The 19365-nt window shown below is 65.6% G+C and carries 17 protein-coding genes; 6 read left to right on the plus strand and 11 right to left on the minus strand.

Annotation, left to right across the window (positions count from 1 at the left end):
- The first annotated feature begins 30 nt into the window (after window positions 1-30).
- Window positions 31-927 carry an FHA domain-containing protein gene (locus QCE69_RS19925; RefSeq protein ID WP_309921927.1) on the plus strand — a complete coding sequence of 299 codons (897 nt, stop codon included), beginning with the start codon at window positions 31-33 and terminating at the stop codon, window positions 925-927.
- A gap of 19 nt (window positions 928-946) precedes the next feature.
- A complete protein-coding gene (locus QCE69_RS19930) occupies window positions 947-1774 on the plus strand; it encodes a peptidase (protein WP_309932519.1) in 828 nt (275 codons plus the stop codon).
- 11 nt (window positions 1775-1785) lie between these two features.
- Here QCE69_RS19930 and QCE69_RS19935 read toward each other — a convergent pair whose 3' ends face one another.
- The 9 genes from QCE69_RS19935 to QCE69_RS19975 all read right to left on the minus strand — a co-directional run bounded on the left by QCE69_RS19935 (window position 1786) and on the right by QCE69_RS19975 (window position 11977).
- Window positions 1786-2814 (minus strand): hypothetical protein, encoded by a 1029-nt coding sequence (locus QCE69_RS19935; protein WP_309932521.1) that lies wholly within the window; start codon window positions 2812-2814, stop codon window positions 1786-1788.
- A 26-nt stretch (window positions 2815-2840) separates the two neighbouring features.
- Window positions 2841-3785, minus strand: coding sequence for a LysR family transcriptional regulator (locus tag QCE69_RS19940; protein WP_309922138.1), 945 nt, complete (start codon window positions 3783-3785; stop codon window positions 2841-2843).
- A gap of 827 nt (window positions 3786-4612) precedes the next feature.
- The gene (locus tag QCE69_RS19945) at window positions 4613-5371 is read right to left on the minus strand and encodes a flagellar brake protein (protein ID WP_309922141.1); all 759 of its coding nucleotides are present in this window, start codon (window positions 5369-5371) and stop codon (window positions 4613-4615) included.
- 188 nt (window positions 5372-5559) lie between these two features.
- Window positions 5560-6579, minus strand: a complete 1020-nt coding sequence (locus QCE69_RS19950; protein WP_309932522.1) for an ABC transporter substrate-binding protein — start codon at window positions 6577-6579, stop codon at window positions 5560-5562.
- A 29-nt stretch (window positions 6580-6608) separates the two neighbouring features.
- Complete coding sequence (locus tag QCE69_RS19955) at window positions 6609-7514, minus strand: SMP-30/gluconolactonase/LRE family protein (RefSeq protein WP_309932524.1); 906 nt, start codon at window positions 7512-7514, stop codon at window positions 6609-6611.
- A gap of 37 nt (window positions 7515-7551) precedes the next feature.
- A complete protein-coding gene (locus tag QCE69_RS19960) occupies window positions 7552-8541 on the minus strand; it encodes an ABC transporter permease (protein WP_309922148.1) in 990 nt (329 codons plus the stop codon).
- Entirely contained in the window at window positions 8538-9473 is a 936-nt protein-coding gene (locus QCE69_RS19965; protein ID WP_309922150.1) for an ABC transporter permease, read from the minus strand. Before QCE69_RS19965 ends, QCE69_RS19960 begins: the two co-directional genes overlap by 4 nt.
- Entirely contained in the window at window positions 9470-10927 is a 1458-nt protein-coding gene (locus QCE69_RS19970; RefSeq protein WP_309922153.1) for a sugar ABC transporter ATP-binding protein, read from the minus strand. Before QCE69_RS19970 ends, QCE69_RS19965 begins: the two co-directional genes overlap by 4 nt.
- 21 nt (window positions 10928-10948) lie before the next feature.
- A complete protein-coding gene (locus QCE69_RS19975) occupies window positions 10949-11977 on the minus strand; it encodes an ABC transporter substrate-binding protein (protein ID WP_309922156.1) in 1029 nt (342 codons plus the stop codon).
- A gap of 591 nt (window positions 11978-12568) precedes the next feature.
- Between QCE69_RS19975 and QCE69_RS19980 the strand changes: the two genes are divergently transcribed.
- From QCE69_RS19980 to QCE69_RS19995, 4 genes are all read left to right on the plus strand, one after another.
- Entirely contained in the window at window positions 12569-12832 is a 264-nt protein-coding gene (locus QCE69_RS19980) for a hypothetical protein (protein WP_309932525.1), read from the plus strand.
- Between the two features lie 60 nt (window positions 12833-12892).
- Window positions 12893-13180 (plus strand): hypothetical protein, encoded by a 288-nt coding sequence (locus QCE69_RS19985; protein ID WP_309922160.1) that lies wholly within the window; start codon window positions 12893-12895, stop codon window positions 13178-13180.
- A gap of 324 nt (window positions 13181-13504) precedes the next feature.
- Window positions 13505-14737 (plus strand): GNAT family N-acetyltransferase, encoded by a 1233-nt coding sequence (locus QCE69_RS19990; protein ID WP_309932527.1) that lies wholly within the window; start codon window positions 13505-13507, stop codon window positions 14735-14737.
- Window positions 14738-14925: 188 nt separating this feature from the next.
- Window positions 14926-16029 carry a GNAT family N-acetyltransferase gene (locus QCE69_RS19995; protein ID WP_309922166.1) on the plus strand — a complete coding sequence of 368 codons (1104 nt, stop codon included), beginning with the start codon at window positions 14926-14928 and terminating at the stop codon, window positions 16027-16029.
- Between the two features lie 107 nt (window positions 16030-16136).
- Here QCE69_RS19995 and QCE69_RS20000 read toward each other — a convergent pair whose 3' ends face one another.
- Together QCE69_RS20000 and QCE69_RS20005 are read right to left on the minus strand one after the other, a co-directional pair.
- Complete coding sequence (locus QCE69_RS20000; RefSeq protein ID WP_309932529.1) at window positions 16137-17318, minus strand: GNAT family N-acetyltransferase; 1182 nt, start codon at window positions 17316-17318, stop codon at window positions 16137-16139.
- A gap of 475 nt (window positions 17319-17793) precedes the next feature.
- On the minus strand, window positions 17794-19257 hold the full coding sequence (locus QCE69_RS20005; protein WP_309922900.1) for a diguanylate cyclase: 1464 nt from the start codon (window positions 19255-19257) through the stop codon (window positions 17794-17796).
- Window positions 19258-19365 lie beyond the last annotated feature (108 nt).

Consider the following 19365-nt stretch of genomic DNA (forward strand, 5'->3'; position numbering starts at 1 on the left):
CACCACAGCACCACTGATAGCGAGTCCCTCATGCGACCTCTCAGACTGACCGCCATTGCGTACGACAACAAGATCCTGACGTCCCGCCTGAGCGCGACCTGCGACGCCGACGGCGCGGGCATCGGCCGGGCGGACGGCAACCTGCTGATCCTGCCCGACGAAGCCTCGCGGGTCATCGAGCGGCACGCGGTGCTGCACCACGACGACGGCTGGCATATCGAGAACCTGGGGCCCGCTGCGAGCGTGGCGCTGAACGACCGGCCGCTCGCGGCGGGCGAACGGGCGGGCATCGCGCCGGGCGATCGCATCGCGGTGGGCCCGTACACGCTGCTCGCCAGCGACGCCGCTCCGGCCAACTGGAATCTCGCGCCGGCTGCCCCCGCCGCGGAAACCGATGCCACGGCCAAGGACAGCACGCTGACCAGCCTGACCGGCACGGCCCTGCCGGACCTGCTGGATCTGCCTTCCGACCCGCTGCTGCTGTTCGCGCAGCAGGACGGCGTGAACCGCACGCTGCTCAGCGGCCCGGACGATCCGATGGGTATGCCCGGTCTGTCGGAGTTCGGCGCGCCGCTGTTCGCCGAGCGCTCGGGCGGGCGCAAGTCCGAGTACTCGCGCACAGCCAGCCTGGACGACGGCGCGATGCACTACGACAGCCACTTCGGCGCACTGCATCCGTATGAGGGCGAGGCGCCCGCGTCGCCTTCGCCTTCGCCGTCCTCGCGGAACATCGAGGCGACGGCGGACGTACGTGGTGTCCCGGCGGAACTGTCGCGCTGGATCGAACTCGCCCGCGCCCTGGCCGCCGGCGGCGGCTGGCAGGCCGAGCAGGCGTTGCCGCCCGCGCGGCTCACGCCGGAACTGATGCACACCGTGGGCTCGCTGCTGCGTTACCTCGAGTTCCGCACGCGCGGCGATCTCCAGTGAACGTCCTCAAGGAGATTTCATGACCTACTGTGTGGCGATCAGCGTGGACGACGGCCTCGTGTTTCTCTCGGACACGCGCGTCAGCGCGGGCGTCGAGGAGGTCGCCGAGGCGCGCAAGATGACCGTGTTCGAAACGCCCGGCGAGCGCGTGCTGGTGCTGCTCGGCGCGGGCAGTCTGGCGCAGACCCAGGCGGTCGTCGACCTGCTGAAGGACGCCTGCGACAACGGCAGCACGTCCCTGTTGACGGCGCCGACGCTGCGCGCGGCTGCCGGCATGGTCGCCGATGCCGTGCGCGCCGTGCATCGGCGCGAGACGTCGGCACTGGAGGCGTTCGAGCTCGACTTCAACTGCAGCTTCATTCTCGGCGGCCAGATCCGCACGCATGCCGCGACGCCGCCCGCCCGTTCACCCGCCGCCGGCGAGCCCGCCGCACCACCCGACCCGCAGCTCTTCATGATCTATCCGAGCGGCAACACGGTGTGCGCGTCGGCCGCGATGCCGTATCTGCAGATCGGCGAGTCGCGCCATGGCCGTCCGCTGCTCGACTGGGCGTTCACGCGGCGCGCGCTGTCCCTCGACGAAGCCGCCAAGTGCGCGCTGCTCTCGATGGATGCAACCCTGCGCGCGAATCTCTCGGTGGCCTATCCGCTCGATCTGCTGGCTTACGAGCGCGACACCTATCGCGTGGACCGGTTCACCTCGCTGGACCAGCATCACGACTATCCGCGCAACTTGCGGCGCGCGTGGTGCGAGCGCGTCGATGCGGCGCTCAAGGGCATGCCCTCGCTCATCTGGGGCGAGCCCGAAGGCGTACCGCGCGCGCGCAAGGGAAGACGCACGGGCTGAAGCATGCCCGCTCAGCGGAACCGTCCGAGCAGGCCCACGTCGGCGGCCATGCGGGCGCAGGCGCGGATGTCGTCGAGTCCAAGCTTCTTCTTGATCGATTTGTACAGCCGATAGACCTGCCGCTGCGTCACGGAAAGATCGGCGGCGGCATGGCGCGCGTCGCCGCCGCGCCGGATCCACTCGAGGATGATGCGCTCGGAGTCGCTGAGCCCGTACTGCAAGGTCGCCGTGCGGCTGAAACGGATCGACGGCCAGTCGAGCAGTTCCTCAGCCAGGCCGCGCAGTTCGCGTTGACCCTGCCAGATCCGCTCCTCGCCTTGCGGCGCGGGCGCATCGGATCCGACGTGCAGAAGGCCGAACACGCGGCCGTTGCCGCCGCCGCGATTGGCGGGAAAGAAGACGTGGTTGAGCAGTCCGTGCTGATGGGCCTCGGCGCCCAGCCAGGAACCGCCCGACCCGGCGAACGTGCCGAGGCCGCGCACCGGAAAATGCTCGTTCCTCGCATATTCCAGCACCGGGTCCGTCACGACGCGGCGCACATAGGTCTGCAGCCAGCCCGGCGAACACGCCGCCAGGATCACATGGGTATCGTAGGTGGCGCGGCCGGGCGCCGAACCCGGCGTGGCCGCGAGCCAGTGGAACAGGGCGAACGTGCCGCCGTGGCGCCGGCACACCGCGCGCATGAGTCGCGACACGTCGAGTTCGCTCGTGCATTCGGACACGTGCGCCGGATGGTGCGCCGCGCCGTGCGGATGCGCGCGGTGGGCAATGGCGTCGAGACAGGTGCGGTAGCGTTGCGCGAGCATTTCCCTGTACGGATCGCGCTCGCGGAATTCGATCAGTTCCGCCACCCCGGACACCGGCAACAGCTGCACGACGACGCTGCCGTCGCGCCGCGTGAGCACACGCTGGAGCATGACTTCGTCGTCGCCGGCATCGTCGAGCCGCAACTCGACCGACCCTTCCCGCACCACGACCCGCTGACTTTCGGCAATGCTGCCGCCCGCCTCACGGTACAGATTGTGGAGCTCACGGCTCATTGCTCAAGACTTCCGCCGGACAGTAGTTATGTGTTGCGCGCCTGAATCCGCACGAGGCCCGAGTTGATCAGTTGCGTGTCCCAGCGGGCGGGTTCGCCAACCTCCTCGATCAGATGATCGACGAGCACCTTGATGCGCGGCGGCGTGCCTACCGTCTTGCGATACACCGCCGAAATCCGACCGCCGCACGGCGCGTAGTCCTGCAGCACCGGCACCACGTCGCCCGCCAGGATGGCATCCGCCGCGACGAAGGTCGGCAGGATCGCGAGTCCGAGCCCGGCGCGCACCGCTTCCAGCAGGACGGCGCCCGAGTCGGCGCGCATGCGCCTGCCGATGCGGAACGAGCGGTACTTGCCGTCCATCATCAGGCTCCACATGCCGTTGGGTTCGAAGTTGCAGTTGTTGAGGCCGTCGTGATGAATCAGGTCGCCGGGATGCGTCGGCGTGCCGCGCCGTTCGAGATACGCCGGACTCGCGCACACCAGCGTGTGATTGGCCGTGATCGTGCGGGCTACCAGCCGGGAATCCGGGAGCTCGCCGGTCCGGATCGCGACGTCGTACTGTCCGTCCTGCACGTTGCCGATGCGGTTCTGCGCTTCCACGTCGAGGTACAGATCGGGATGCCTTGCCGCGAAGGTCGTGAGGACCGGCCCGAAGTGCGACGCCAGCAGGCTGGTCGGCACCACGATCCGCAGCGCGCCGCGCAGGCTTGACTGGCTATCGCGCACCGACTCTTCCGCGAACTCGACTTCCTCCAGGATCTGCACCGCGCTCTTGTAGAACACGAGGCCCGGCTCAGTCGTCCGCAGCGGCCGGCCCCGTTCGAGCAATGCGCAACCGAGATAGCGTTCGAGCTGGGTGATGCGCTCGCTCACGATCGACTTGGTGGCGCCAAGCCGCCGTGCGGCCTCGGAAATACTTGCCGCTTCCACAACGGCCACGAACGTCGCCATGTCGCTGAACTTGTTCATACTCTTCTCCCCTGATGCGAAAAGCCTGTTCGCGTACCGCTTTTTTGATTCGGCATCCCTGCCTGACCCTTGCATGAAACCGGCAGTGCCGGCGCACCTCACGACGCACAGAGATGTCGATTTCGCGAGATTTTCATGGGGCTGGATCGCCACTTGATATTTTTTGGCGAGTCCTGAATCTAAAATCGTATTCAGCGTTTATTTCGCTGACCAATTCAGAAAATACTTAATGCCCATTTATAAAACACTTAACCCGTTTGCATATTAAACGTTCGAGCGCGGGTTGCCACGGCGGTTAAACCGTGAGCAAGATAAATGACAGGGAAACAAAGGAATTCGAAATTTTCGCATAGGCGCCGGCTTTACCGGGCATTTCGATCGAGGATTCCAATTCGGAGTCCGCGACGGCGCGGCTGATTCATTTCTTTTGGAAATTCATTCGAGACAGCTGGAAAATGACGCGATCACCCCCGGCCCGCGTTGCGCAGTCTACGATGCCAATCTCCGCCGCCGTTAATGATATTAATTTATAGCGGGATAACTTCGGAGAATTGCTTCGGAACGCGACCTTCATCCCAAATATTGAAAATAGCCGTGACACGGGTGTTATTGCGGATCCAGAAAATCACCATTGCGTCACTTTGGTAATACACGGTAAAGACCGGTATTAATCCAGCAGATTTTCAGCCGCATGTCATTTCAAATCGGCCAAGTGGGAGAAGAAGTCGGAACGCAGAAAAGGGCCGCAAACCGACGGCTTGCAGCGCTCGTATAAAACTTGAATGCACCGTGGCTCGTCCCCACGAAGCCAGCGGCGCACAGGCGGATCAACGCCCTGCCGTGCGCAGATTACGGCTTTCGAGTTGCGTAATGACCCTCTGCAACGTGCGTTCCGCGCGACCAGAGAGTTCGATGAACCGGCAGCCGAGCACGGTGCGCGTTTGGCCGGAAGGCGTGATGCTCTGACGCGGCGCGACGATTTCGAGATTGACCGTCACCAGGCTGAACGCGCCCATTTGCAGCGTGACGTCGTTCCAGACAGTCCCGCGCGGCAGCGTTGCAAAGCGTGCGTCGGAGGTTCGCAACGCAATGCCGCCGAGCGACATGTCCTGCAGGTCGAGATCGAACGGATCGCCTTCCGCATCGATGCCGCTCGCGACGAACGGTTCGCCCACCGGCGTCTCCACGCGATGAAACTCGCGCCGCTGGACGAAATACAGCAGTGCGGGAAATGCGGCTTCGAAGGCCGGGCGGCCCTCGAAGCTCACCGGCGTCGCGCGGCCCGTGTCGAACTCCGTGCGGATGCCGCCCGGATGGCTGCGAAACGTGAGGCTGTCGGCAGCGGCCAGCGCGGCGTTGTCGCTGCGCGCGCCGCCGTAGTCGAACACGAAGCGGGCCCTGCGGGAATCGACATCGAGGAGTTGCGTGACAATCTGGCCGCCTTCGAACCCGGCCACCAGAAAGTCCCGGCGGGCCACCAGCCCGCGCAGACAAAGCGCCATCTGCAGCGGATGGCGCAACGCGTAACGCGCGTCGATCTGGCTCGGGCGCGCGGCGGTATCGGCGAAAGTGAGTTCGGCAGTCATGTTGGGTTGGTCTCAGCGTATGGTTTTTTTTCGGCACATGAAGCGCCGCCTTTCACCATGCAGAGCCCGTGCCAACCTGCGCTGAGGCCGTCTGGTCAAGCGGGAGCGGGTTTTAGCCGCCCCCGAAGTGCCCGACGTTACGTTACGTCACGTTCCTTCGTCACGCACATCGAACCGCACGCGGCGGACTACTTCTTGCCGTCCACCACCGCGACCACCTCCTCGCGCGTGTATTCCTTGTTCGCGAGCGCGCCGGCCGGCGTCTTCGCGAGCACGGCATCGAGCTCGCCAGGCTTGACTTCGAGCACCGGCATGCGGATGTCGTGCGGCACTTTCTTGCCGGCGAGAATCTGCTGCGTGACCCAGAACGCAAACGACGACGCCCCCGGCGGAATGGTCACCGACATCGTCTGATAGCCGCTCTTCTTCTGCTCGGCCCACCACGCGAGTTCTTCCTGCCGGTTGCCGAGGATGATGATCGGCGTCGGACGGCCGGCCGCCTTGAGCGCCTGCGCCGCGCCGAAGCCGTCGCCGCCCTGCGTGACGACCGCGTCGATCTTTGGCAGTGTCGGCAGGATGCCCGCCACCTGCTTCTGCGCGACCGTTTGCGTCCAGTCGCCATGCACCGACCCGACGATCTTCATGTCCGGGTACTTCTTCAGCTCGTCGACGATGCCCTGATGGATCTCGTCATCCACCGACACCCCGGCCAGCCCGCGGATCTCCAGCAGGTTGCCCTTGCCGTTGAGGCGTTTGGCGAGGTAATCGACCTGCATGCGCCCCATGCCCTGGAAGTCCACGGCGATGCGATACGCACACGGTTCGGTCGCGATGCCGTCGAACGACACGATGGTCACGCCCGCGCCGCACGCCTGCTTGATGACGCCGTTGAGCGCCGTCGGCGAGACCGCGTCCACTGCGATCGCCTTGTAGCCCTGCAGGATCAGGTTCTGGATCTGCTGCACCTGTTCGGTGGCCTGGCTCTCGGCGGTGGTGAAGCTCGGCGCCGCCGCGACCACCTTCTGCTTGACCGCCGGATCGGCGACATTGGACCAGCTCTTGAGCATCTGCTGGCGCCAGCTGTTGCCGGCATAGTTGTTGGACAGGGCGATCTTCATCGCCGAGGTGTCGCCGCTGGCAACCTGCGCGAACGCGGATGCCGACAGTGCCGTCATGAGCAGGCCCGCGGCCAGTCGATGCAGATGCATGCTGAGTCTCCTGTGGTTGTGCTTGCCGCTCAGCGGCCCGCGCCTCGCACGCCCACGTGCAGCGAGTAGACGGACGAGGTCGCGGCAATGAACAGCCGGTTGCGGTTGAATCCGCCGAAGGTGAGATTCGCCACCACTTCGGGGATCAGGATCTTGCCGAGCAGCGTGCCGTCGGGGGCGTAGCAGTGCACGCCGTCATCGGCGCTGGTCCAGACGTTGCCGTGTTCGTCGAGGCGCATGCCGTCGGGCACGCCGCTCTGCATCTCGATGAACACGCGGCCGTTGCGCAACGCGCCGTCCGCTGCGACGTCGAATACGCGGATATGACGGGGCGCTGCGTCGTCGTGCGAGGCACCGGAGTCCGCCACATACAGCTTCGTCTCGTCGGGCGAGAACGCGAGGCCGTTGGGCTTCACGAAGTCGTCGCAGGCAATCCGCACCTGCCCGTCCTCCGTCACGCGATACACGTTGCAGCGCCCGATCTCGCTGTCCGCGCGATAGCCTTCATAGTCGCTGAGAATGCCGTAGTCGGGATCCGTGAACCAGATTTCGCCGCGCGAATCGACGATCACGTCATTGGGCGAATTGAGCCGCTTGCCTTCGAACTTGTCGGCCAGCACGGTCACGCTGCCGTCGTGCTCAGTGCGTGTGACGCGCCTTGCGCCGTGCTCGCAACTGACGAGCCGTCCTTCGCGGTCGCGCGTGTTGCCGTTGCTGTAGTTCGACGGCGCGCGATACACGCCCACGCCCATGCCGGGCGCCCAGCGCAGCATGCGGTTGTTCGGGATGTCGCTCCAGATGAGCAGGTCCGAAGCCGGGAAATACACCGGGCCTTCGGCCCACAGACACTGGTCCGTCAGCTTGCTCAGGAACGCGTTCGGCTGCAGCAGCAGTCTGAAGCGCGGGTCATGGACTTCGATATCGCTGGCTTTCATGTCTCCTCGTCCGGTTGGGTTTCTCAAGCTGTGCGGTTCAGCGCAGCGCCTTGCCGCCCGCCGCGACCGTCACCGCGATGATGAGCACGCCATAGACGATCGAGCGCACGCCCGCGTCCGCGCCCACGGCGTTGAGCACGGCGTTGGTCAGGAACAGGAACATCGACGCGCCCCACACGCCCGCGATGCTCGCCTTGCCGCCGGTCACGAGCGTGCCGCCGATCACGACCACGGCGATCGAGATCAGCATGTACTCGACGCCCATGTCGAGCGACGCGCCGCCCGACACCGCCGCGAGCAGCAGCGCCGCGAGCGCCGCGATCATCGACGACAGCACGTAGGCGAGGCAGCGCGTGCGATGCACGTTCACGCCGGCGAGCCACGCGGCGCGCGCGTTCTGGCCGATGGCCGAAAGCCGGCGTCCGTACACCGCGCGATGCAGCAGCACGGCAAGCGCGAGAGACAACGCCAGCGCCACGAGCGCGATATAGGGCACGTCGAGCAGACGGCCCGTCGCGAACGCCCCGAGCGCGGGCGGCGGCGGCGGGAGCTGGCGGCCCTGCGTGATCGCGACCGACTGGATGATGAAGCTCGAAGACAGCGTCGCGATGATCGGCGGAATGCGCAGCAGGCGGATCAACGCATAGTTGGCGATGCCCACCACGACGCCCACGCCGAGCGCGGCCGCGACGCCGGTGGCGATCTGGGCGTTGTCGGCGTGCATCGCGTGCATGCCGACGACGCCCGCGAGCGCAATGGTCGAAGGCACGGACAGGTCGATGTTGCCGACGCCCGAGGTGATGACGAGCATCTGCCCGAGCCCGACCAGCACCATGAACACGCCGTAGGTGAGCGCCGTCTGCGCGACATTGCCCGCAATGCCCAGCCCGAAGATCCCGGCGATGGCGATCCACACCAGCACCGCGCCCACGAACGACCACGCCCAGGGCGCCTGGATGTTGCGCAGCCGCGCCCAGCCGCTTTGCGCGGAGGTGGCGACGGCGTCGCTGGAGGATTGCGGATTCATCGGCGTTCTCCTCGTTGCAGCAGCACGCGCAGCGACAGCACGACGATCAGGATCGCGCCCTGCATGCCGACCTGCCAGTCCGCCGAGATGTTGAGGAAGGCGAGGAACGACGCGGCCAGGGTCAGCGTGATCGCGCCGAGCACCGCGCCGATCACGCTCACGCGTCCGCCGACGAACTCGCCGCCGCCGAGGATCACCGCCGCGATCGAGAGCAGCGTGTAGCGCAGGGCGAGATTGGCGTCGGCGGACGTGGTGAGGCCGAGCAGCGACAACCCTGACAGCACGCCGAAGCAGCCCGCCACGCCGTACAGCGTCGCCTTGCTGCGCACCAGCGACCAGCCGAAGCGGCGCATCGCGCGCGGATTGCCGCCCGCGCCGCGAATCCGCACGCCCGCGGAGGTGCGCATCAGCAGCAGATGGCCGATGGCCGCGATCAGCACGGACCAGACGATGGGCGCGGCGATCCACGGCGTCTGATAGCTCATGGCCGTGCCGAGCCACGCGGGACTCGTGCCGCCCGGCGACGGCAGCAGCACGATGGCAAGACCGCTCCACACGAACGAAAGCCCGAGCGTGACGACGATCGACGGGATCTGCCGAAGTTCGATCAGCGCGCCGACGGCGGCATACGCGAGCACGCAGCCGGCCAGCGCCAACACGCCGAGCCACGGCTGCTTCACGAGCAGCGTCGCGCCGATGCAGGCGACCAGGCTCACGAACGGACCGATCGAGAGATCGAGATCGTTCACGGTGATGATCGCGAGTTGCGCGAGCGTCGCAAGCACGATGGGCACCGCGAGATTCAACAGCAGGTTCGAGCCGAAGTAGCTCATCACCGCGGGCTGCATGACGAGGATCGGCACCAGCACGGCGATCAGTGAGATGGCGGGCAACGCAGCGCGCAAACGCCCTTGAGCAATGGCGAGACTCATGCGGCGTGCTCCTGGAAACTGGCGGCGAGCAGCGCTTCTTCCGTGCATTCGTCGGCGTGCAGGATCCGTGTGACCGCCGATGAGCGGAACACATAGGTGCGGTCGCAGTGCGACAGCTCTTCGTTCTCGGTCGTGTACCAGACGAAGGTGCGGCCCTTCGCGGCTTCGTCGTGCACGAGTTGATAGATGTCGCGCTTGGTGCCGACATCGACGCCGCGCGTGGGATCGTCCATCAGGATGAGATCGGCGTCCGAGGCGAGCGCGCGCGCGAACAGCACCTTCTGCTGGTTGCCGCCCGATAGCGACAGGATGCCCGCGCTCATCGACGCGCCGCGTATGCCGATCTTCGTGCGCCATGCCTCCACCACCGCGCGCGCCGCCGCGAAGTCGATCAAACCGCGTTTCCTGCGCGCGCCGCCGAGCAGCCAGCGCAGGTCAAGATTGCCGGCAATCGACCAGACCGGGAACACGCCGTCGCGGCCACGGTCGCCCGCGACGAACGCGACTTTTGCGCGCGCCGCGCCATGACCCGTCGCGGCCGTGTAGATGGACAGCAGCGCCTCGGTCTGCCCCTGCCCCGCCAGCCCCGCGAAGCCGACGATCTCGCCACGCGCCGCCTCGATCGCCGTGTGCCTGCGCGCGCCGACCTTCCAGTGGAACTGCGGCCCGGCCTCACGCACGGCACGCGCGCGTTGCGCGGCGGGCGTGCGTTCGGCTTCGAGATGCTGACCCATCGCCTGGATGATCGACGCACGGCTCGTCGCCTCGCGCGGCAACACGCTGACGATGCCGCCGTCGCGCATCACCACGACCCGGTCGGCCACGCGTTCGATCTCGCCCAGCATGTGCGTGATCAGCACGCACGTGATGCCGCGCTCCGCCGCCTGGCGCACGAAGGCGAGCAGCTGGTCGGCGGTGTGGGCGTCGAGCGAGGACGTGGGTTCGTCGAGAATCACGAGCCGCACCGGCGTATCCGTCACCGTGAAACCGCGCGCGATCTCCACCATCTGTTGCTGCGTGAGCGTCAGGTCGGAGACGAGTTCGTTGCCCTTCAGGCCATTGCCCGGAAAGATGGCTTCCAGCGTCTCGCGCATCAGCGCCGTCGCGCGGCGCCGCCAGCCGCGTCCGTGCAACTGTGGATGCACGATGCACATGTTCTCGGCCACCGTCAGGTTCGCGCACAGCGACAGTTCCTGGAACACGCAGCGCACGCCCGCCGCGCGCGCCGCGTTGGCGTCGTAGTGCGGCGCGGCCTGTCCGTCCACCTCGATGCGGCCGTGCGTCGGCGGATAGACGCCCGCGAGCACGGCCATCAGCGTCGACTTGCCTGCGCCGTTGTGTCCGGCGATGCCCACGCATTCGCCGCGCTCGAACGCGAAGTCCACGCCTTCCAGCGCGCGCACCCGGCCGAACGTCTTGCCGATGCCTTCGAAGCGAATCAGCGCGTCATTCATCCACACACTCCTTGCGGGCAGTTATTTCTTGTCGAGCAGCGCGACCGTCTGCGGCAGCGTGTAGGTCACGTCGGCGATGCCGCCCGGCGGCGTGGCCGCGAGCGTCGCGGGCAGTTGCTGCTGCGAGATGGCGAGCAGCGGCACGTTGATGGTCACGTCCTTCGGCAGCTTCTTGCCCGCCAGCACTTGCTGCGCGACCCAGAACGCGAAGCTCACCGCGCCCGGCGGATTCGACAGCGAACGCGACTGGTAGCCGCTCTTCGTCTGCTCGTTCCACCACTGGAGTTCGGGATAGGTGCTGCCGATGATCATCGGCGGCGCGGGACGGTTGGCCGCCTTGAAGGCCTGCGCGATGCCGAACGACATCTCGCCTTCGGTCGCGACGCCGTCCACCTGGGGGAGCGTCGGCAGGATGCCCGCGACGGCCTTCTGCGCGACCGACTGCGTCCAGTCGCCATTGACGGAGCCGACCAGCTTCATGCCCGGATGCTTCTTGAGCCCTTCGAGGACGCCTTCGTGCATCAGGTTATCGACGGAAATGCCCGCCACGCCGCGCACTTCCAGGATGTTGCCCTTGCCGTTCAGCCGCCCGGCCAGATACTCGACGCCCTGCTCGGCCCAGCCCTTGAAGTCGAAGTTCACGCGATACGCGCAGGGCTCGTCGACGATGCCGTCGAACGACACGACCACCACGCCCGCCGCGCAGGCCTTCTTGATGGTGCCGTTGAGCGCGGTGGGCGAAACGGCGTCGATGACGATCGCGTTATAGCCCTGCAGGATGAGGTTCTGGACCTGCTGCGCCTGCTCGGTGACCTGATTCTCGGCGGTCGTGAAGGCGGGCGCGGCGGCGACCTTCTTCTCCGTCACCGCCTGCTGCGACACGGCGTTCCAGCTCTTGAGCATGGACTGGCGCCACGCATTGCCGGCGAAGCTGTTGGAGAGCGCGATCTTTTTCTGCGATGTGTCGCCGGTGGCGACTTGTGCGTGCGCGGCCTGAGTGAGCATGCAAGCGGCCAGCGCGGCCGTGGCCAGCATTCCTGTGCGGAACATACCGTTGTCTCCTGCTGTTCTTGTTGAGCGAACTGCGCCGATGTTCAGCGGCGGTGACGGGATGCGCGGCAGGCGGGAAAGCGGGTGTGGCAGGCGTGGCCCGAATGCGGGAAGGACGGATGGAACGACATCATCTTGAGCACGCCTCCTTGGGAGCGCCTCGGTGCGATGACCGAAGCCTTGCTTTCGAACAGCTGCCGGAGTGTTTCCATTTTGGTCAGGCCAATCAGAGTGGTCAGGCCAGACCGCCGACGCAGTATAACGATTGCTCAACGGGCACGCAATTCGTTCGAGGAACAGCTTGAGGGCGGCGTGGAGCCTGTGCCGGAGCGGCCGCCGTCAATTTCTGTTGCCGATAGTCAGCGGAACGCCCGCTTCCCTGGAATCTTCAACCGCGCCCCCTCGGCTCCGAACATCCGCACAGGAACGCCTCATATATCGTTTCCCCGTCAGGCTCCGAACCGCGCTCCCAAAGCTCACGCTGGCCACGATTGCGGAACAGGACGAGACACAGGCGAGTCCGTCGCTGATGCAGGACGTCGGCGCCTTCGACCCGGCTGACAGGTCGAAGCGGAGGCCCTCGAGTCGCGCTTGCAGACCCTGGAGAACCTGACGAATCTGCCGGAGTGGCGGGAGGTCTGTCACGACCTGGACCTGAGTGCGCCGCTGGACCACGAGCAGGAGGGCGCGGAGCCGGACGAGATCCATTCGCGCCGGGCGTTTGCCGTGGTCCGCAACCCGTTCTGGAAGGTCGGCTTCAAGTCGGCCAACAGGGTCCGTCCAGACGATCCGGCCAGCGTGCAGCGCGCCTTGACCGCCAACAACATGGTCGGCGCGCTGCAGGAATGCGTGTAGGGCACCATGCCGCCCGATTTCGTCCTTCCGATGATCGGGGGCTGCGGCAATTGTGGCGAAATGAGCGGCGCCGCAGCGCGCCTCCTCCGACGCGCCGGCGTGCAGGCATCGATCCATGCGGTGGACTACGAGGGCCGTCGTGCCTTCACGCTGGTCGGCGCGAAACTCCGTCAGGCCCTGGACGACGTCGGACTGACGGACTATCACGGCTGCTGGGTCGTCGATGCATGGGCCGGCATCGTGTGCCCCGCCACTCGCTACGGCGATACGTTCCTCAGCAAGAGGAACACGTGGGCGGAGCGAGGCAAGATGATCCTGCATGGCGAGCAGTGGATCAACGCCAAATGACCCGGACTGGCTCGATACGGTCATCAAGGGGCCCAAACACCCCGCCGTCGCACATCCCTGAACTCCTTGCGCGGCAAGCACATCGCCGCCGCCCTCGCAAGCTCGATGACCCGACCGCGCGCCTATACCGCAGGCCTGTTCCGGCGCTTTATTACATATTGTCAGGAATGTGCTCCAGCGCATATTCCGGTACAGACGTGCACGTGAAACTGGTCGCCGATCTGCTCGCATCGAAGCAGAGAAGCACAACGAGAAGTGCAATGACTCCGCACGGGACGCTACGTTTGCGCGTCCGGCAGGGGAATCACTCAAGGGGCCGGAGACATGAACAGCACATCGGATGACGGCGGTACGCTTCCAGACGGATTCACCCGCGCGGCGGACCGGACGCTCAGCATCGAGGCCTGCCGCGACCTCGAAACCTTGCGGCAGCTGCGCGACGAATGGATCGATCTGTCGCAGCGCGCTCAAGGCCGCTACTTCCAGTCGTTCGAATATTGTCACGGCAGTCTGCTCGCCGAACATGCCGGCACCGCGCGCACGCTGCATTGCGTCGTTGCGCGGCGTGACGGACGACTCGTCGCGGTGTGGCCGCTGCTCACGTCGACGCGGCGCTGCTGGACCTTCGCCGAGCCGCTGGCGCCGCGCAACCAGTCGCCGAGCGATATCCTCGTCGCGCCCGAACCCGACGCCGATGCCATCGTCAGAGCCGTCTGGGAACATGCCGCGCGCACGAGCCGCGCTGACGTGTTCGAGCTGTGGCGCATCCGCAAGAGTTCACCGCTGCACGCCTGCCTGAAGCAGCACGCGATGATGCGTCGCGAAGTCGATGAAGTCACGCCGTTTGCCGCGTTGCGCGAGGAGCGCGACTGGGTGGCATATTGCCGCTCGCGCCCCGCGCGGGAGCGCAATGCGCCCGAGTATCTGAAGCGGCGCCTGGCGAAGCACGGCGCCTTTGCGATCGACATGATCGAGCCGACGGATGCGCGCCTGCCTGCGCTGATCGAATGGTTTGTCGCGCAGAAGCGCAAGTGGGCCGAAGAGAAAGCGTCCCACAGTCAATGGACGTTCTCCGCAGCGAGCCAGCGCTTCTGGCACGCGTTGCTCACGACAGATGCAGGCGCGCACACCGGGTTTCGCCTGTTCGTCCTCACGCTCGACGGACAAGCCATTGCCGCGAACATTCTCGCCATCGACAGCGGTACGGTCAGCCTCGTCGCCAATACCTACGATCTCGCGCACCGCAAGTTATCGCCGGGAACGGTGCTCGTCGATGAGTGCGTGCGCTGGGCTTTCGAACGTCAATTGGACTTCGACTTCGGGCCCGGCGAACAGCGTTACAAGACCTCGTGGAGCGCGGGGGCGGCCTATGCCAGCGCGTCGTTCGTCGTCCTCGCCACGCGTTGGGGACAAGCGGGCTACATGAGCAAGCAGGCCTTTAAGCAGGCGCGCGATCTCGTGATGCGTTGGGCCGATCGGCTCACACGCCGCCGCAATTTCAGCGAACGATTACCACGTGTGGCTTCGACAACAATCGATCCATGCACCAGCAGATAACATTTGGCAACACCTTGCATGCATTGGCAGTTACTGCATCGACACGGGATCGGCGTCGGCCGGCACATCATTGAGGTGTGTCCTTGCCTGAAGCGCTTCGCCACGCATCCCGATGTTGCCTTGAACAGCGCTACACGACGTATCGACCTGTTCCGAACCGTACAACACTAGATAATGGTCCTGAATGTATGGAATCGACACTCGCCGGCAAATTCCCAAGCTTCGAGACGAAACACAAGACTTCATCCAGGAAGTTCCACTTCGAAAGCGATCTTCGAACCACGCCAGGACGCGTCGATCAGGTGACCGCGCAGCCGGTCCAGGCCGAAGCGCCGGCAACGGTCATGGCCGACCCGCTTCCCGCCCGCTCGATCTTCCATGAACCCTGGTGGCTCGACCTCGCGACCGACGGCAACTGGCAAGCGGCCACCGTCCGCCGCGGCAACGAGGTCGTGGGTGAAATGCCCTACTCGCTGCAACGCAAGGGATGGTGGACCACGTCGAAGATGCCGCCGCTCACGCGCACGCTCGGCCCGGCGTTCAGGCCATCGACCGGCGATACGACCCGCACGATGCTCGATCGCATCAGCATCACCGAGGAACTGATCGCACAGATTCCCGAGGTCGACAGCTTCTATCAGATCCTCGATCCGCGCATCGAAGACGCGCTCGCCTTCGGACTCAACGGCTTCACCGTCGCCACGCGCTATACCTTGCAGTTCGCGCCGGACCGGGACATCGAAGCCTTGTGGAAAGGACTGAACGGCAAGACGCGCAACCTGATCCGCACGGGACAGAAGTTTCTGACGGCGCGGCGCATCGAATCGCCCGAAGAGTTCAACGCGTTCTATGAAGCGAACCTCGCAGTACGCAGCCGCACGAACGTCTATGGCACGCAGCTGATGCGCCGGCTCGTCGAGGCATTCGTCGAGCGCGACGCGGGCTATCTGCTCGGCGCCTACGATGCCAACGGCAAGCTGGTTGCCGCGATCGGCGTGACCTTCGATTCCCACGCTGCCTACTACCTGCTCTCATCGCGCGATCCCGGCGCGCACGCGGGCGCGATCAGCGTGCTGATCTGGGAAGCCATTCAGGATGCGCAGCGTCGCAATCTGATCTTCGACTTCGACGGCATTCCCAATGCCAGCACGTTCCGCTTTCTCTGCGGCTTCAAGCCGATGCTCAAGCCGCGACTGGTGATCGAGCGTCACAAGTCGGTGTGGTCGATGGCACGTGCTGTCAAGCGCGTGTTGCGCCCGGGCCGGTCGGAGTGGTTCCTTCCCACTGCGTGAATGAAGGCATGAAATGACGAGGGCGGACATGATTCATGTCCGCCCTTTTTGCATGCTGCATCGAAACATTCAATACAAGCCGCGGCGCTCACACGCCGCGGCTTGTTTCATGCTGCCGGATGTTCAGCGCCGCTGCCGCTGGCCGGCACGGTAGCCACATGGCGACGCGCGCGATTCGCACGCCACTCCTTGAGCTTCTTCGACAGCAGTTTCGCGTGGAAGGCAAAGCGGCCCCAGCCGGAGATCGCGATCTGATAGCTGCGCGTCGAGTCGACGTTGCCGCGGCTCCAGTACGCCTTGAACTCTTCCTTGCCGACGCCGAAGTCGAGATTGAGCCGATGGTCCCAGCACCATTTCACGCAGTGCGCCATCATGATCGCGCCGGGGGAGAAGCGCGAGAAAGCCGGATCGAAACCGGCGATCAGACCGCTCGCCGAGGTATCGGCCAGTCCCACGATGTTGACGACCAGCGGCACGCCGTCGAGCGTCATCACGAACATCACGCCGAGCGGCGTTGCACGCGCGCCGTCGAGCAGATCGACGAGGAAGCTGCGATATTCCTTCGAGTACAGCCAGGGTCCGTTCTTGCCCGAGCGCTCGGCCCATTCGCGCTTGCGCGCAAGCATCCAGTCGACCCATTGCGCGTGGGCGGCGGTATCGTCGCCGGCGAGCTCGCGGATCTCGAGCGCGCCCTCTTTCATCAGGCGCCGTTCGAGCGCGGCAGGCTTCTTCTTCGAGAGCTTGCCGAGCGAATCACGGTACGCGTCCCAGTCCGGCTCGGCGCGCAGCAGCGCCGTGGCGCAGACATCGGTGGTGGTTTCGGCGAGTCCCGGATGACGCGTCGCGAGCTGGTCGAGCCGTGTGTCGCGGCCGACGTAGGGCAAGGCGAACACATCGCCGCGACATTGCCGGGTCGCCGCTTGCCAGGCGGCGTCGATGGCCGCGCGCGCATCGCTGCGGGCGAGGATCGCGCTATGTTCGGCCGTGCCCGGCGTGAGCGGCTCGATGACATTCCACAACAGGCGGCGCTGGCTGACGAGCGGCCATACGAGCACCAGTTCGCCTTGCTCACGCACCACGATGCAATGCAAGCGCCGGCCACGCGGACCGGCCACGCGCGTCCAGCACAGACGGCAGACCTCGAAGGCCTGGTTGTGCTGCCCCTCGACGGCGCTCCAGAGCGCATCCCACTCGCTCTTCAATGCAAGAAACGCGGCTTCATCGCTGATGATGCTCAGGCCGTCGGGCTGAACTTCCGTGTTGCGGTCTGGGTTGCTGTCTGATGGCATGGCGCTGGTCGTTTTGTTTTGATGGTCGTCGATCGTGCCTCGCACGTCCCGATGCATGCTGATGCGTGCAGCAGGGACGAACACGGACGTGCCTCGGGACATCGGCAGGTGAGAGCCGATGGCCTTCGACATCCATCAAGCTATCGGATGTCGCGTTCGGCAAATGGGCGCTTGCGCACGAGCAGCGCAGCGATGGCGACAATCCACTCGGCTTTGTCGCGACACGACTGGAGCCATCCGGCACGACGACCGGCGGACGGCTGCGGCGGCATCCGGCGCGCCGCTTGCCGGCGCGTCGCTGGTTCTCTGAAGACAATCCCCGGCCTCATGTCGATCGTCCTTTGCTGTTCTTTTTGTGCGCGTCGGGCATCGCGAAGATGCGCCAACCCGGTGCAAAGTCTAGACCCGCTCGCGTCCGTGCGAACGTTCGATCACGCGCATTGCTGATATCACGGCCCGACGTTCAGCCCGACACTCAGCCCGGACTCGCCCGCATCACGCGATTGCGCCCGCGCGCCTTCGCGTCATAGAGCGCTTCGTCGGCGGCACGGATGAGCGCGCTGACATCGTCGTCGCGTTCCGGCTTCCAGCTCGCGAGCCCGATGCTCGCCGTCACCCGGCCGAACTCGCTGCCCGCGTGCTCGATCGACAGATCGCTGATCGCCTTGCGAATCTGCTCGGCGACGCGCGCGGCGCCGTCGGCGGGTGTATCCGGCAGCACGACGACGAACTCTTCGCCCCCGTAGCGCGCCGCCGTATCGAGCGGCCGCCGGATGTTCTCGCCGATGCAGCGCGCCACGGCCGCGAGCGCGTCGTCGCCGGCCTGGTGGCCGTAGGCGTCGTTATAGGCCTTGAAGCGATCGATATCGACGAACAGCAGCGAGAACAGACTCCGGGTACGCCGCGCGCGCCGCCATTCCTGATCCAGGATCTCGCCCAGCGTGCGGCGATTGTGCAGCCCGGTGAGGCCATCCGTGCGCGCCAGCAATTGCAGCTCGGACTCCGCGCGAATCCGCCGCCGGAACTGCGCGGCCAGCACGAACGACAGCGTGATGAAGCCGATCGCGAGCGCGCCCATCGACGAGCCGATGATGATCGCGCGCCGCGTCCACGCCGCATAGATGTCTTCCTCCGCTTCGGCGACCATGATGATGAGTGGCAGCTTCGGAAAGTTGCGGTAGAAGTAGAGCCGCCGCGTGCCGTCGATCGACGAAGTCTCGCTGAAGCTGCCTTCCGGTGCGTTCCGGAAGCGCCGGAAGGTGTCGGCGCCGCGAATGTCGCGGCCGATCACCTGCGAGTCGAACGGCTGACGCATGATCATCAAACCGTCCTTGCTGATGAGCGAAACGGCGCCATGCCGTCCGAGCGACAGGCCCGCGAACAGAGTCCGGAAATAATCGAGATTGATCGTGATCATCGCGATGCCCGCGAACGAGCCGTCGGGATTCTTCAGCCGCCGGCTGAGCGCGATGCTCGGCGCGCCGCCGCGCAGCCGCGATGCGAACGGGCTGCTGATGTACAGCCCGGCATTGGGGTTGTCGCGCTGCACGGTGAAGTAACTGCGGTCGGCGAAGTTGCCCTTGCGCGGCGTGACGCTGCTCGAATCGATGACGATGGTCCCGTTCGCATCCAGCACCAGCAGCGAACCCAGGTCGCGCGCGGTCGCGGCGCGGTCGAACAGCACGTCGTTGCGTAGCGCCGGCGGCAACGCAGCTACTTCCGGCCGCTCGACGCCTTCGACCACCGCCTGCAACGACAGCTCATACAGCTCGAAGTTACGTTCGATATCGCGTTCGGCGAGCAGCGCCAGGTTGCGCGAGGTGTCGCGCGCGCGGTCCAGCGCGTCGACCCGGCCCTGATAAAGCACCAGCGCGCACAGGCCCATCATGACCAGCGCGATCAGCGTGCCGCACAGGACGATGATGTTCGGCGTTGAGATCTCCGGCTTCGCCGCCGGTGGATTCAAGGTCGGGTGAGAGAGTTTGTCGATTGCCACTATTAGGATTTCTCGAATGCCGCAAAGCAAAATGCATCTTTGCTCAGCACG

The sequence above is a fragment of the Caballeronia sp. LZ032 genome (assembly GCF_031451315.1).
Taxonomy (GTDB): domain Bacteria; phylum Pseudomonadota; class Gammaproteobacteria; order Burkholderiales; family Burkholderiaceae; genus Caballeronia.